Genomic DNA, 13,821 nt, shown 5'->3' with positions numbered 1-13,821 from the left:
GGATTCGTGATAACCTTAAGCCATATCAGCGACTACGAGGGTTTTCGTCATGGCGGAGAACCAGACCCGGACGAACGACCACTTTTCCCTGATCGACGAACGCGATGGCAAACGCTACCGGCGCCCCCTGCTCCACGGCACCCTGGGACCGTCGGCCATCGACATCCGCAATTTCTACGGCGAGGCCGGGGTGTTGACCTACGACCCCGGCTTCACCTCCACCGCCTCGTGCAAATCGGCGATCACCTTCATCGACGGTGAGCAAGGCGTCCTTCTCTATCGCGGCTACCCGATCCAGGAGCTGGCTACCCAAAGCGATTACATGGAGGTCTGCTACCTGCTGCTCTACGGCGAACTGCCCTCGACGGAGGAGAAGGCGGAATTCGTCAACGACATCAAACGCCACACCCTGCTCCACGACCAGTTGATGCACTTCTTCCGCGGCTTCACCCGCGCCGCCCATCCGATGGCGATCATGGTCGGGGTGGTGGGAGCGCTGTCGGCCTTCTACCACGAGGACACCGACATCTACGATCCCGAGCAGTGCATGCTGGCCGCCTACCGCATCATCGCCAAGATGCCCACCATCGGCGCCTACGCCTACCGCTACACCATCGGCCGCCCCTTCGTCTATCCCCGCAACGACTTCAGCTACGCCGAAAACCTGCTCTACATGACCTTTTCGGTGCCGTCGGAGGAATACCGCCCCGATCCGGTGCTGGTCAAGGCGCTGGACCGCATCCTCATCCTCCACGCCGACCACGAGCAGAACGCCTCCACCTCCACGGTACGGCTGGCCGGTTCCTCCGGCGCCAATCCCTTCGCCTGCATCTCCGCCGGCATCGCCTCCCTGTGGGGACCGGCCCACGGCGGCGCCAACGAGGCGGTGCTGAAGATGCTGATGGAGATCGGCGACAAACGCCGCATCCCCGAATACATCGCCCGCGCCAAGGACAAGAACGACCCCTTCCGGCTCATGGGTTTCGGCCACCGGGTTTACAAGAACTACGACCCGCGCGCGGCGATCATGCGCGAGACCTGCCACGAGGTTCTGGAAGCCCTGGGACACGAGGACGACCCGCTGCTGGAGCTGGCGATGGCGCTGGAGAAGATCGCCCTCCAGGACGAATACTTCATCGAACGCAAGCTCTATCCCAACGTGGACTTCTACACCGGCATCGTCCTGCGCGCCATGGGTTTTCCGACCCGGATGTTCACGGTGCTGTTCGCCATCGGGCGTACCGTCGGCTGGGTAGCCCACTGGAAGGAGATGATCTCCGATCCCGAGTCCAAGATCGGCCGCCCACGCCAGCTCTACGTCGGCGCCCCCCAGCGTCCCTTCGTGCCGATGGAAAAGCGCCCCACACCGGGACAACGCACCTGGAGCCGGTTCTGGGGCGGTGGGGAAAAGTAGCCGATGCGCCGCCTGCTGTTTTCCGGCCTGGGGGCGTTACTGCTGAGCGCCTGCGCCGTCCCCCACCGCCCCGCCCCCCCGTCGCCCCTGCGCCAAGCGGAAAACCTGTATCAGGCCGGCCAGTATCGCCAAGCCGCTTCGCTCTACGAAAGCCAGGCCGGGAACCTGCCACATGCAGAAAGCCTGCGGGCGCGCCTTTACGCCGCCGAAGCCTGGTACCGGGCCGGGGAAACCGCCCACGCCCGCCGGCTGCTGGCGGCGATCGACCCCGCCCTCCTGCCGGCGGAGGAACAGCTCGATTACGCCTTCCTCAGCGCCCGCCTGGCGCTGGCGGCGGAACGGCCGGAGCTGGCGCTGCGCCATCTGGAGTGCATCGACCCGCGCCGGCTGCCGCCCATCCGTCAGCGGCAACTGCATGAACTCAAGGCCCGCGCCTACGCCCTGACCGGCGACCTGGCCGCCCAGGTGCGCGAACGCATCGCCCTGGCCCGTTTCCTGCGTGACCCGCGCTCGGTCAGCGACAACAACGCCGCCATCCTCGAAGCGCTGCTGCATCTGCCGCAGGAATCGCTGCAGACCCTGGCCCAAAGCGGCGACCGGGAACTGGCCGGCTGGGTCGAGCTGGCCCGGATCCTGCGCCGCTATCCCAACCGCTCACCGGCCCTGGATGCGGCCGTCGCCGAATGGCGCAGCCGTCATCCCTATCATCCGGCCGACCGCCATCGCTTTCTCAAACGTTATCTGACCACCCTGGCCCCGCCGCTGCAACGGCCGCAAAAGATCGCCGCGCTGCTGCCGACCTCCGGCCCCTACCGGCAGGCCGGCGAGGCGGTGCTGGCCGGTATCGAAGCCCTGCGCCGCCAGCCGACGGCCTGGGAGGCCGACTTCGCGCTTTACGACAGCGAATCCGGCGATCCCGTGGCGCTTTACCGTCAGGCGGCGGACGAGGGCGCGCAGATGGTCCTTGGCCCGCTGCTGAAGCCCAGGCTGGAACGCCTGGCGGCGCTGCCCGGCTTCGATCCCCCCGTGCTGGCCCTCAACCGGCTCGCGCAGACGGCCCGCCCCGGGCTCTATCAATTGGCGCTGTCTCCCGAAGAAAGCGTCGAACAGGTCGCCGCCAGCGCCTGGATGCACGATCATCGCCGCGCTCTGGCCCTGTTGCCGGATACGCCAACGGGGGAACGCATCGGCGGCCATTTCGCCGCCACCTGGGAGAATCTGGGCGGCCGCCTGCTGGAAACGGCCCGCTACGATCCTGCCCAGGCCGATCACACCGCCGCGATCGAAAAGGTGCTCAACATCGACGAAAGCAAGCGCCGCTACCGGCGTCTGCGCAAAGTCGTGTGGGAGGTGAAATTCCAGCCCCGGGTGCGGCGCGACGCGGATTTCCTCTTCCTCCAGGCCGATCCACGCCAGGGGCGGCTGATCCGCCCGCAGCTGCTGTTCCACCGCGCCGAGCACATTCCGGTCTACGCCACCCGCGACATCTACCAAGGCCATCCTGACCCGCAGCGGGACCAGGACCTGGACGGCATCCGCTTCTGCGACATCCCCTGGCTGCTGGGCGGCGATGTCGGCAACCTCCCCACCGTGGACGCCTTCGAGGCCGAGTACGGGCTGCATCCGGGCGGCTGGCTGCGCCTAGCGGCCCTGGGGATGGACGGCTGGCAGCTGCCCTTCACCCTGCTGGTGGAACAGCAACCGGTCCAGGGGGCGACCGGCCTGCTGAGCCTGGGTCCGGAAGGGCGGGTCCGCCGCCGCCTGACCTGCGCCGAATTCCGCCACGGCGTGCCGGAAGTGTACGGCCTGGCCCCGGAAGCGCTCACCGATGCCGCGCCGCACCCCCAGTGACATCGGCAGGGCGGCGGAGGACGCGGCCCTGGCTTGGCTGCAGCGCCGGGGCCTGACGCTGGTCGCCCGCAACTGGCGCTGGCGCGGCGGGGAGATCGACCTGATCCTGCGCGAGGGGGAATGGCTGGTGTTCGTGGAGGTGCGCTGCCGCCGTCCCAACGCCTTCGCCGACGGCGCCGCCTCCATCGACCGGTGCAAACAGAGGCGGCTGCGGCAGGGCGCCGCGCTGTTCCTTGCCCGCCACGGAGACTGTCCGGCGCGTTTCGACGTGGTCGCCCTCACCCCCGACCGGAATGGCTACCGGATCGAGTGGATCCGCAACGCCATCGAGGGTGAAGGTTAATCTTCCCCCAGCACCCACCCCAAGGACAAACGCAGGGTCAGCACGCTCACCGCCAGCGGATAGGCCAGATAGCGCTGGGGAAACAGCAGGGTCAGCAGCACGATGCCGGCCCACAGCGGGGCGCTGAACCACCACTGGCGCAGCAGCGTCTCCACCAGTTCCCGCTCCCTGGGGTCGGCGAAGCCGATCTCGGCGGCGAAGCGGAAGCGGCCGACGAACACGTCCAGAAGCACGAAATAGACCGGGTAGATCTTGAACAGCGGCGCTTCGGGAAAGAACACGTTGAGCCAACCGCCCAGCCACAGCCACAGCGAGGCCCACAGTAGCAGATCGTAACGCCGCGCCGGGGACAGCAACCCACGCCACGCCAACAGCAACACCAGCACCAGGGCCACCACGCCCACGGACAGCACCCAGAGCCAGTACTGCTTCAGCCCCACCAGCAGCGGCGGCCACAGCCAGAAAACCACCGCCAGAATCGCCGCCGTGACGGTGAACAGGGGGAAGACGAAATTCTGGCCCCAGCGCGACATGCTCATTCCTCCAGGGTGAGGCGCAGCGACAGATCCACCGCCCGCACGTGCTTGGTCAGGGCGCCGACGGAGATCCGGTCGACCCCCGTCAGGGCTACCTCGCGGATGTCGTCGAGGCCGATGTTGCCGGAGGCCTCCAGCAGCGCCCGCCCGGCGTTCAGGCGCACCGCCGCCCGCAGGTCTTCCAGGGAAAAGTTGTCGAGCAGGATCATGTCGGCGCCGGCTGCCAAGGCTTCTTCCAGCTCCGCCAGCGACTCCACCTCCACTTGCACCGGCAGCCCGGTTTCCAGGGCCCGGGCCTGCCGCACCGCGGCGGCGATGGAACCGGCGGCGGCGATGTGGTTCTCCTTGATGAGGATGCCGTCGTACAGCCCCATGCGGTGGTTGACCCCGCCCCCCACCTCGACCGCGTACTTCTGCCAGCGCCTGAGCCCCGGAAGGGTCTTGCGGGTGTCGAGCACCACCGCGCCGGTGCCGGCGACGGCCTCGGCGTAACGGCGGGTGACGGTGGCGGTGGCGGACACGGTCTGGAGGAAGTTGAGGGCGGTGCGCTCGGCGGTCAGGAGCGCCCGGGCCGGGCCTTCGAGCCGGCACAGGACGGTATCGGCGGCCACCGCCTCCCCCTCGGCCGCCTCCCAGTGGATGCGGCAGGCGGGATCGACCTCGGCGAAGACCGCCTCGAACCCGTCGCGGCCGCACAGCACCATGGACTCGCGAGTGATCACCTCCCCGCCCGCTTGCCGATCCGGTGGGATGATGGCGGCGGTGAGGTCGCCGCTGCCCACGTCCTCGGCCAGCCAGGCCCGGATCTGCTCACGATCGACGATCATTGCAAAGGCTCCAAATAATCCACTTTCAGTTGGACGCTGCGGCGGCCGCGGAATTCGTTGACGTCGAGCTGATAGGCCAGGCGCAGCTGGGCGCAATCCAGCCAAGCGGCCGGGTCGTCCAGATTGAAGGCGATGGCGTCCAGAGCCGGGCCGCCGGGCGGGACCACGGTCAGTTTCAGATGGCGCTCGCCAACGATGCGGGCCTGGCGCACGCTGAAGTCGCCGTGGAACAGGGGCTCCGGAAACGCCTGTCCCCAGGGACCGGCCCGGCGCAGGGTTTCGGCCAGATTCAGGGAAAACTGCGGCGGTTCGAGGGTACCGTCGGTGACCAGGACCTCGTCGGCGGCGATTCCGGCGGCGGCCACCTGAGCCTCGAAGGCGGCGGCGAAACGGTCCAGATTCTCCGGCGCCAGGCTTAAACCCGCCGCCATCGCATGACCGCCGTAGCGGGCGATCAGCTCCGGCCGGGCCGCATCGATGGCGGCGAGCACGTCGCGGATGTGGAGCCCCGGAACCGAGCGCGCCGAACCTTTGAGCAGGCCGTCTTCCCCCGGGGCGAAGGCGATCACCGGCCTGCCGGTGCGGTCCTTGATCCGCGAGGCCAGAATTCCGACCACCCCCTCGTGCCAGCCGGGGTCGTAAAGACAGATGGCGGCGCTGCCGTCCTCCCAGTCGCGGCTGTCCAGAATCCGCAGGGCCTCGGCCTGCATCTGGGCCTCGATGTCGCGGCGCTCGCGGTTGAGGGCGTCGAGCCGGGCCGCCAGGGTGCGGGCCTCACGGAGATCGTCACTGAGGAGACAGCGGATGCCGGCGGTCATGTCGTCGAGGCGGCCGGCAGCGTTGAGGCGGGGGCCGGCAGCGAAAGCCAAATCGCTGGCCACCAGATCGGCGAGGCTGCGGCCGGCCGCCTCCAGCAACGCCCGGATGCCAGGCCGCAACCGCCCCCGCCGCATCCGTTCCAGCCCCTGGTGGACCAGAATGCGGTTGACCGCGTCCAGGGGCACCACGTCGGCCACCGTGCCCAGCGCCACCAGATCGAGCCAGTCGGCCAGATTGACCTCCGCCGCCCGCCCCCGTGCCCGCAATTTCGCCCGCAGGGCGATGAGGACGTAGAACATCACCCCCACCCCGGCCAGGGCCTTGCTGGGGAAGGCGTCTTCAGGAAGGTTGGGATTGACGATGGCGTCGGCCTCAGGCAGCGCCTCGCCGGGGAGATGATGGTCGGTGATCAGCACGTCCAGCCCGGCTTCCTTGGCCGCCGCCACCCCCTGAAGGCTGGCGATGCCGTTGTCCACCGTCAGCAGCACGTCGGGGCGGCGGGCCAGCGCCTCCCGCACCAGACCGGGCGTCAGACCGTAACCGAGCCTGAAGCGGTCCGGGACGATGAAATCCACCCGCCGGGCGCCCAGGGCCCGCAGCCCCGACACCGCCAGGGCACAGGCGGTCGCCCCGTCGGCGTCGTAATCGGCCACCACCAGGATGGCCTCATCCCGCTCGATGGCCGCCGCCAGGCGCTCGGTCATCGCCTCGATGCCGCTGAGGGCACCGGGCGGCGGCAGGCGCTTCAAGGTGTAATCGAGTTCCTCGGCCCGGCGGATCCCGCGGGCCAGGTAGATGCGGGCAAGGACAGGATGGAGGCGGGGCGGCAGGTCGCCGCCGTCCTTCGGAAGCGGCCGGGGAACGAGCTTCCTGCGCCGCACCGCTTACAGCCGGTCCAAAATCGCCCGTTTCACCGCTTCCAGATCCGCCGGAACCGCGGCCGGGGCTACCTGACACTGGCGGATGGCGGTGTCCGGGTCCTTGAGGCCGTTGCCGGTGAGGGTACAGACCACGGTGCTGCCCTCGGGGATCCTGCCGGTCTTCAGATCGTGCATGGCGCCGGCGACGGAAGTAGCCGAGGCCGGCTCGCAGAAGATGCCTTCACGGTCGGCCAGCAGCTTCTGGGCCTTGAGGATGTCCTCGTCGGAGAAAGCCTCGAACCAGCCGCCGGATTCGCGCTGGGCGCCCACGGCGCCCTCCCACGACTGAGGATTGCCGATACGGATGGCGGTGGCGACGGTTTCCGGGTTCTCCACCGGCGCGCCCTTGATGAAGGGCGCGGCCCCCTCGGCCTGGTAGCCGCACATCACCGGCCGCTTCGAGGCTGCGCCGTCGCCGTGGTATTCCTTGTATCCCTTCCAGTAGGCGGTGATGTTGCCGGCGTTGCCCACCGGCAGGCAATGATAGTCAGGGGCGTCCCCCAGGGCATCGACGATCTCGAAGGCGGCGGTCTTCTGGCCCTCGATGCGGTAGGGATTGATGGAGTTGACGATGGACACCGGGGCGTGGTCGGCGATCTCCTTGACGATGCGCATGCCGTCGTCGAAGTTGCCCTGGATCTGGATCACCTCGGCCCCGTGCATCAGCGCCTGGGCCAGCTTGCCGAGGGCGATCTTGCCTTCCGGAATCAGCACGAAGCACTTGATACCGCAGCGGGCCGCATAGGCCGCCGCCGAGGCGGAAGTGTTGCCGGTGGAGGCGCAGATGATCGCCCGGCTGCCCTCCTCGCGCACCGCCCGGGTCACCGCCACGGTCATGCCGCGGTCCTTGAAGGAGCCGGTGGGATTGAGTCCCTCAAACTTGACGTACAGCGCCACCTCGCGGCCGATCAGCTTGGGGATGTTCTCCAGCCGGATCAGGGGCGTGTCCCCCTCGCACAGGGAGACGGGGACGGTGCCGGGCTGCAGGGGCAGGCGGTCGCGGTAACGGTCGATGAGGCCGGTGTAACGGGTCACGGATTCACTCCAAAGTTTCCAGGCGGATACGGTATGGCGGGGCCTTGACGCTGTCGAGAGCGGTGATGCGCGCCAGGGCGGCGTCGAAAGCCTGCTCCCGCACCCGGTGGGTGAGGAAGATCAGCGGCACGTCGGTCTGGCCCGGCTGGGGCTCCTTCTGAATCACCGCTTCGATGCTGATGTTTTCGTCGGCGAGGATACGGGCCACGTCAGCCAGCACCCCAGGACGGTCGGCCACTCGCAGGCGCAGGTAATAGGCGGTCTCCACCGCCGCCATGGGCAGGGGCGGCAGGTCCGAGAGGGCGTCAGGCTGGAAGGCCAGATGGGGGACGCGGTTTTCCGGATCGGCGGTCATGGTGCGGACCACGTCCACCAGATCGGCCACCACGGCCGAGGCGGTCGGCTCGGCCCCGGCGCCGGGACCGTAGTAGAGCGTCGGGCCGACGGCGTCCCCTTTCACCACCACCGCGTTCATCACCCCGTCCACGTTGGCCAGGAGGCGCCGGGCCGGCACCAGGCAGGGATGGACCCGAAGTTCCACGCCGTTCTCACGGCGGCGGGCGATCCCCAGGTGCTTGATGCGGTAGCCCAGTTCCTCGGCGTAGCGGACGTCCTCCTGGGTGATACGGGTGATGCCCTCGGTATAGACCTTGTCGAACTGGAGCGGGATACCGAAGGCGATGGCGGCGAGGATGGTGAGCTTGTGGGCGGCGTCGATGCCCTCCACGTCGAAGGTGGGATCGGCCTCGGCGTAACCGAGACGCTGGGCTTCGGCAAGGACGTCGTCGAAGTCGCGCCCCTGGTCGCGCATGGCGGTGAGGATGAAGTTGCCGGTGCCGTTGATGATGCCGGCGAGCCATTCGATGCGGTTGCCCGCCAGCCCCTCGCGCAGCACCTTGATGATGGGGATGCCGCCGGCCACCGCCGCCTCGAAGGCCACCATCACCCCCTTTTCCGAGGCCCTGGCGAAGATCTCGTTGCCATGGAGGGCGATCAACGCCTTGTTGGCGGTGACCACGTGCTTGCCCCGCTCGATGGCACCCAACACCAACTCGCGGGCGATGTCGGTGCCGCCGATCAGTTCGGCGACGATGGCGATCTGCGGATCGTTCACCACCTGCCAGGGATCGGTAACCTGCTCGATCCCGGATAGGTCGCAGATGCGCGGCTTGTCCGGACTGCGGGTGAAGGCTTTTGCGATCACCAGCGCCCGGCCGGCGCGGCGGGCGATCTCCTCGCCGTTGCGGGCCAGCACGTTGACCGTGCCCCCGCCGACGGTTCCCAGCCCCAGAAGGCCGACTTTGACCGGTTCCAATGTCCTCACTCCTCGTTCAGGGATGACTGACGGCATTATAACGTCCCGTCCCGCCGCATCATATGGCGAATGCCGCGGATCGCCTGGCGGGTGCGGTGTTCGTTCTCGATCAGGCCGAAGCGCACGAAACCCTCTCCATACTGGCCGAAGCCGACGCCGGGGGAGACCGCCACCTTGGCCTCCAGCAGCAGCTTCTTGGAAAATTCCAGCGATCCCATGGCCCGGTAGCTTTCAGGAATCGGCACCCACACGAACATGGTGGCCTTGGGTTTCTCCACCTCCCAGCCGAGCTGGTTCAAGCCTTCGCACAGCACGTCGCGGCGGCGCTTGTACATGGCGCGGATCTCGTCCACGCAGTCCTGGGTGCCCTCCAAGGCGGTGATGGCGGCGATCTGGATCGGCGTGAACATGCCGTAGTCAAGATAGGACTTGAGCCGCCCCAGGGCCGCCACCAGCTCGCGGTTGCCGCACATGAAACCGACCCGCCAGCCGGGCATGTTGTAGGTCTTGGACAGGGAGTAGAACTCCACCGCCAGATCCATCGCCCCCGGCACCTGGAGGATGGACGGCGCCTGGTAACCGTCGAAGACGATCTCGGCATAGGCGATGTCGTGCACCAGCCAGATGCGGTGTTCGCGTGCGATGGCTACCACGCGTTCGAAGAACGCCAGATCCACGCACTGGGTGGTAGGGTTGGCGGGGAAGTTGAGGATCAGCATCTTGGGCTTGGGCCACAGATCGGCGATGGCCTGCTCCAGCTCCTCGAAGAAATCCCGCCCCGAGGTCAGCGGCACGTGACGGATGTCGGCCCCGGCGATGACGCAGCCGTAAGGGTGGATCGGATAGGCGGGGTTGGGCACCAGCACCACGTCCCCCGGCCCCAGGGTCGCCAAGGCCAGATGGGCCAGCCCCTCCTTGGAGCCGATGGTGACGATGGCCTGGGTTTCCGGGTCGAGCTGGACGTCGTACTTGCGCGCGTACCAGTCGCAGATGGCCTTGCGCAAGCGCGGAATCCCCTTCGACAGGGAATAGCGGTGGGTGTTGTCGCGCTGGGCCGCTTCCACCAGCTTGTCGATGATATGGCGCGGGGGCGGCTGGTCCGGGTTGCCCATGCCGAAGTCGATGATGTCCTCGCCGGCGGCCCGCTGCCTGGCCTTGAGCTGATTGACGATGTTGAAGACGTAGGGAGGCAGGCGCTTGATGCGTTGGAATTCTTCCATCCGTTCAGTCGGTGAGATAAATGGGTTAAAGTTACTTGGGTGGTTTCCAACTGTCAAACAGGAGTTGAGACGATGGCGAAAAGGCGTTGGTTTCACGGCATCGCAGCGGCTTTGTGCAGTGCGGCGCTGGCGGCGCAACCCACCGGCGGCCTCACGCCGGCGGCGGCACTGGCGGACGATCCCCCCGCCCTGGGCGAGCCCTTCCACACCCGTTTCCTCGGCCGCGAGATCCGCTTCCCCGGCTTCGACCGCCGCCGTCTCGACGCCTGGACCCTGGGACTCACCTTCAACTTCCCCACCCCCGGCGACCGCCCGGTGGATCCGGCCGGATCGCTCTACCTGTGGCGCCGGCCCGACGAAAACCACCTGCTCTACGGCGACATCGCCCTGGTCTACAACCATCTGTTCCACGCCCGCAGCTTCCGCGACGGCTCGCCCTTCGAATGGGTCACCACCTTCGAGAACTACACGCTTCCCAAACTGCAGCAGGGGGAGCTGATCGAAGGCCGCAACGACGAGGACGGTGAAACCGAATGGGGCTACGTGCGCCCCGGCATCGGCCTTGGCTACCGCCGCCAGGTGGGGCCGGCGGTGGACAACATGGCCGCCGCCGATCTAATCGTGGAACCCGGCCTGCTCTACTTCGGCGACCACGCCCAACGCTTCCGCTCGCCCGGTGACACCTTCGAGCTGCGCTCGCGGCTGCAACTGCGTTGGGACGGGCTGCGCCGCAACCTGCTCAGCCTGCCGGACCGAGGACTGGCCTTCGGCGCCGACGGCGTCTGGGGCTGGCGGGCGAACTGGCGCGACTGGGGCGTCGACCGGCGGGAAAACGGCCACCGCCATTACCTGACCGGCAGCGGCTACGCCCTGGCCGCCCTGCCCGTCCCCTTCGCCGGCGGCCGCCACCGCCTGATCGCCGCCGTCAACGCAGGCATCACCCACCACCCCGACCGCTTCAACCGCAGCGTCACCCGCCGCCTCGGCGGCGGCATCAATCCCCTGGGAATGGACTTCCACACCACCGGTTTTCCCGTTATCCCGGGGGCCGCCTATCTGGAATTCTTCCCCCGCCACTACGCCATCGGCTATGGTGAATACCGCTTCGCCCCCACCTTCTTCAGCTTCGTCCACCTCTACGGCGGCACCGCTCACCTGGATCCCATCCGATACCGCCACGGCAAACGCCAGCGCCACAACACCCTGATGCCCTTCGCCGGCGTGCGCCTGAGCAGTGGGCTGCCGGGTGGACTGCTGCTGGTGGTGGACTACGCCCACAATTTCGGCCTCAAGCGGGGCCGGACGGGGTATGGGAATCAGGTGACGGTGTGGGTCTCGGGAATGTTTTAGGTCGTCTGTCAAACACGAAATCCGACGATCAAACCTTCCCGCAGCCAACATTGCAGCCAGGAAGCGATCCGGTGGGCGGCATCATCCACGGCAGGTCGTCGCGCCAGCCATTCGCAGCAGGCGGCGAAATCCTCCCCCTGCCGCAGACGCTCCAAAGCGCCGGCCTCCTCCGGCGTCAGAGAGCGGAAGAACTGTCGCAGTTCCCGCCGCCAGATCAACACCGGCACCGGCGTCTCCAAGGGCGGGCAGGCGGGCGGAGGATCGCCTGCCTGCAGGGCGCGCCAGAGGGGCAGAATGGCGTGACGCTGCCAGAGGAGCTGCACGCTGGGATGGAAACGAAAGCGCAGCCCCGGCCAGTCCTGCGGAGGCACCGCAGCCAGATCGGCGGGCCTCAAGGCCCGGGCGTCGGCGCAGTCGAAGGCCAGCCCCAGGGCCCATTCGAAGGCGGCGAAATCCGCCAGCGCCGCTTCCCCCTGCCGAGCGAGGAATTCGGGCAGCCGGCGGCCGATCCGGCGGATGGAAAAATGACGCGACGGGTAGGCGGCAAGATAATCCCGAGCCAGGCGAGTGAAAGCCGCCTCCCCCAGCCAGCGCCGCAGCAGCGGATAATCCACCGCCAGGGCCTCGGTCAGGCGCAGGCGGTAGGCGTTCTGGTAGATCGCCAGCCCCGGCCAGTCCAACCTCCGGCCTGTGACGATCTCCTGCTGCAGCTGCCGCTGGCGCTCACGCAGCTTCATGGGTCCACAGGGGCTCGGCGATGCGACGGGCCTGGTCCAGCTCCTGAAGCAAGGTTTCCAGCGGCGGAATGCGGTCGTCGCGCTCGATCATGGTGGCCACCGGCCCGAAGCGGGCCGCGGCCCGGGCGAACAGGTCCCACACCTCCCGCCGGACGGGGTGATCGTGGGTATCGATGACCACCTCCCCCAGGTCGGTGTGACCGGCCAGGTGGAACTGCCACACCCGCCCGGGCGGGATCGCTGCCAGATAGGCGTCGGGATCGAAGCCGTGATTGCGGGCGCTGACGTAGATGTTGTTGATGTCGAGCAGGATCAGGCAGTCGGCCCGTTCGGCCACCTGAGACAGAAATTCCCACTCGGCCATCTCCGATTCGGGATAGCTGAGATAGCTGGAGACGTTCTCCAGCAGAATCCGCCGCCCCAGGAAGTCCTGCACCTGCCCGATCCGGGCGACCACGTGGCCGAGCGCCTCTTCGGTGTAGGGCAGCGGCAGCAGGTCGTGGAGGTTGAGGCCGTCCACCCCGGTCCAGCACAGGTGGTCGGACACCCACAGCGGCTCGACCCGATCGACCAGGGTCTTGAGGCGGGCGAGGTAATCCCGGTTCAGGGGATCGGTGCTGCCGATGGAGAGGGAGACCCCGTGCATGGCCAGCGGGTAGTCGGCGCGGATGCGGTCGAGATAGTGCAGCGGCTTGCCGCCATCGACCAGATAGTTCTCGGTGAGAATCTCGAACCAGCCGAGCGCCGGCTTTTGCGTCAACACGGCTTCGTAGTGCTCCTTGCGCAGGCCGAGGCCGAAGCCGGGAAAGGGACGGGGCGTCATGGTATCTGAACGGCCTGCCTGACGGCGGGCCGCCGGTTCACATGCTGGGGGTGATGACCTTGCCGCCCTTGGCCTCGCATTCCTTGAGGCTGACGTACAGGAATCCCTGGCCCTTGCAGGCGTTCATGCCCTTGCAGGCGTTGTTGGGAGTGGCGCATTCGGACTGGCCCTTGCAGGCGTTGATGCCGAAACAGGCCACCTTGACTTCGGTCGCCTGATCCACGGCCCCCTGCATCCGCTGTTTCATGCCTTCCATCATGCCCTTGGCCTTGCCTTCCATGCCCTGCATGGCCTCTTGACCCTGCTGCTGCATCGGCGCCTGACCGGGCCGGAGCGCCTGCGGCTGGGCGGCAGCCGCCTTGCCTTCCTGTTCAGCCTGATTCTGCGAGGTACAGCCAGCGCTGAAGATGGCCGCGGCCGCCGTCGCCAAGACCGCACCCCGGGAAAACTGGTACTTGCTCATCACGAACGACTCCTTGACGATTGAATCAACAAATTAAGTGGCCTGCAGGGAAAATCCTTACAGCTGCCTTCCCCGATATCACAGACAATACAGGCCGCCGACTTGACTGCCTGACAAAACTCGCCGAGTGAGCGGGGGTGTCGTAGGCTCCTCATGGTTCGAGACTCG

At 67.6% G+C, this 13,821-nt stretch carries 13 protein-coding genes; 4 read left to right on the top strand and 9 right to left on the bottom strand.

The window, feature by feature from the left end; all coding sequences use genetic code 11:
* The first annotated feature begins 49 nt into the window (after nucleotides 1-49).
* From gltA to MIN45_RS07230, 3 genes are read left to right on the top strand one after another with little or no spacing between them, the layout of a single operon-like run.
* Nucleotides 50-1,414: a citrate synthase gene (gene gltA / locus MIN45_RS07240; protein ID WP_286291273.1), complete on the top strand. Its 1,365-nt coding sequence runs from the start codon at nucleotides 50-52 to the stop codon at nucleotides 1,412-1,414.
* Nucleotides 1,415-1,417: 3 nt separating this feature from the next.
* A complete protein-coding gene (locus MIN45_RS07235; RefSeq protein WP_286291272.1) occupies nucleotides 1,418-3,265 on the top strand; it encodes a penicillin-binding protein activator in 1,848 nt (615 codons plus the stop codon).
* The gene (locus tag MIN45_RS07230; RefSeq protein ID WP_286291271.1) at nucleotides 3,243-3,608 is read left to right on the top strand and encodes a YraN family protein; all 366 of its coding nucleotides are present in this window, start codon (nucleotides 3,243-3,245) and stop codon (nucleotides 3,606-3,608) included. Before MIN45_RS07235 ends, MIN45_RS07230 begins: the two co-directional genes overlap by 23 nt.
* Here the strand turns inward: MIN45_RS07230 and MIN45_RS07225 are convergent.
* Genes MIN45_RS07225 through alaC form a run of 6 tightly spaced genes read right to left on the bottom strand, consistent with a single transcriptional unit; the run spans nucleotide 3,605 to nucleotide 10,280 of the window.
* Complete coding sequence (locus MIN45_RS07225; RefSeq protein WP_286291269.1) at nucleotides 3,605-4,141, bottom strand: hypothetical protein; 537 nt, start codon at nucleotides 4,139-4,141, stop codon at nucleotides 3,605-3,607. The two genes, MIN45_RS07230 and MIN45_RS07225, sit on opposite strands and share 4 nt — an antisense overlap.
* Nucleotides 4,142-4,143: 2 nt before the next feature.
* Nucleotides 4,144-4,971, bottom strand: a complete 828-nt coding sequence (gene nadC / locus MIN45_RS07220; RefSeq protein ID WP_286291268.1) for a carboxylating nicotinate-nucleotide diphosphorylase — start codon at nucleotides 4,969-4,971, stop codon at nucleotides 4,144-4,146.
* Nucleotides 4,968-6,671, bottom strand: a complete 1,704-nt coding sequence (gene recJ / locus MIN45_RS07215) for a single-stranded-DNA-specific exonuclease RecJ (RefSeq protein ID WP_286291267.1) — start codon at nucleotides 6,669-6,671, stop codon at nucleotides 4,968-4,970. The genes nadC and recJ overlap by 4 nt, the downstream gene beginning before the upstream one ends.
* A 3-nt stretch (nucleotides 6,672-6,674) precedes the next feature.
* Nucleotides 6,675-7,745, bottom strand: coding sequence for a threonine synthase (gene thrC / locus MIN45_RS07210; RefSeq protein ID WP_286291265.1), 1,071 nt, complete (start codon nucleotides 7,743-7,745; stop codon nucleotides 6,675-6,677).
* 4 nt (nucleotides 7,746-7,749) lie between these two features.
* Nucleotides 7,750-9,060 carry a homoserine dehydrogenase gene (locus tag MIN45_RS07205; protein WP_286291263.1) on the bottom strand — a complete coding sequence of 437 codons (1,311 nt, stop codon included), beginning with the start codon at nucleotides 9,058-9,060 and terminating at the stop codon, nucleotides 7,750-7,752.
* Nucleotides 9,061-9,095: 35 nt separating this feature from the next.
* Nucleotides 9,096-10,280 (bottom strand): alanine transaminase, encoded by a 1,185-nt coding sequence (alaC, locus tag MIN45_RS07200; RefSeq protein WP_286291262.1) that lies wholly within the window; start codon nucleotides 10,278-10,280, stop codon nucleotides 9,096-9,098.
* A gap of 72 nt (nucleotides 10,281-10,352) precedes the next feature.
* Here alaC and MIN45_RS07195 point away from each other — a divergent pair, with 72 nt between their 5' ends.
* Nucleotides 10,353-11,630, top strand: coding sequence for a hypothetical protein (locus MIN45_RS07195; RefSeq protein ID WP_286291261.1), 1,278 nt, complete (start codon nucleotides 10,353-10,355; stop codon nucleotides 11,628-11,630).
* An 8-nt stretch (nucleotides 11,631-11,638) separates the two neighbouring features.
* Here MIN45_RS07195 and MIN45_RS07190 read toward each other — a convergent pair whose 3' ends face one another.
* Genes MIN45_RS07190 through bufA2 form a run of 3 tightly spaced genes read right to left on the bottom strand, consistent with a single transcriptional unit; the run spans nucleotide 11,639 to nucleotide 13,653 of the window.
* Nucleotides 11,639-12,367, bottom strand: a complete 729-nt coding sequence (locus tag MIN45_RS07190; protein ID WP_286291260.1) for an HvfC/BufC N-terminal domain-containing protein — start codon at nucleotides 12,365-12,367, stop codon at nucleotides 11,639-11,641.
* Nucleotides 12,354-13,190 (bottom strand): MNIO family bufferin maturase, encoded by an 837-nt coding sequence (bufB, locus tag MIN45_RS07185; protein WP_286291259.1) that lies wholly within the window; start codon nucleotides 13,188-13,190, stop codon nucleotides 12,354-12,356. The genes MIN45_RS07190 and bufB overlap by 14 nt, the downstream gene beginning before the upstream one ends.
* 37 nt (nucleotides 13,191-13,227) lie before the next feature.
* On the bottom strand, nucleotides 13,228-13,653 hold the full coding sequence (gene bufA2, locus MIN45_RS07180; protein WP_286291258.1) for a BufA2 family periplasmic bufferin-type metallophore: 426 nt from the start codon (nucleotides 13,651-13,653) through the stop codon (nucleotides 13,228-13,230).
* Nucleotides 13,654-13,821 lie beyond the last annotated feature (168 nt).

It is taken from the genome of Methylomarinovum tepidoasis (assembly GCF_030294985.1).
Taxonomy (GTDB): Bacteria; Pseudomonadota; Gammaproteobacteria; order Methylococcales; family Methylothermaceae; genus Methylohalobius; species Methylohalobius tepidoasis.
Note: the sequence above shows the minus strand (reverse complement) of the source record. Positions and strands in the feature narration are given on the sequence as shown.

Bases quoted from the DNA above. Each gene is read 5' to 3' on its own strand.
- bufB (WP_286291259.1), bottom strand. From the start codon at position 13,190: ATGACGCCCCGTCCCTTTCCCGGCTTCGGCCTCGGCCTGCGCAAGGAG.
- alaC (WP_286291262.1), bottom strand. From the start codon at position 10,280: ATGGAAGAATTCCAACGCATCAAGCGCCTGCCTCCCTACGTCTTCAAC.
- MIN45_RS07195 (WP_286291261.1), top strand. From the start codon at position 10,353: ATGGCGAAAAGGCGTTGGTTTCACGGCATCGCAGCGGCTTTGTGCAGT.
- bufA2 (WP_286291258.1), bottom strand. From the start codon at position 13,653: ATGAGCAAGTACCAGTTTTCCCGGGGTGCGGTCTTGGCGACGGCGGCC.
- nadC (WP_286291268.1), bottom strand. From the start codon at position 4,971: ATGATCGTCGATCGTGAGCAGATCCGGGCCTGGCTGGCCGAGGACGTG.
- gltA (WP_286291273.1), top strand. From the start codon at position 50: ATGGCGGAGAACCAGACCCGGACGAACGACCACTTTTCCCTGATCGAC.
- MIN45_RS07235 (WP_286291272.1), top strand. From the start codon at position 1,418: ATGCGCCGCCTGCTGTTTTCCGGCCTGGGGGCGTTACTGCTGAGCGCC.
- MIN45_RS07225 (WP_286291269.1), bottom strand. From the start codon at position 4,141: ATGTCGCGCTGGGGCCAGAATTTCGTCTTCCCCCTGTTCACCGTCACG.
- MIN45_RS07230 (WP_286291271.1), top strand. From the start codon at position 3,243: ATGCCGCGCCGCACCCCCAGTGACATCGGCAGGGCGGCGGAGGACGCG.
- MIN45_RS07190 (WP_286291260.1), bottom strand. From the start codon at position 12,367: ATGAAGCTGCGTGAGCGCCAGCGGCAGCTGCAGCAGGAGATCGTCACA.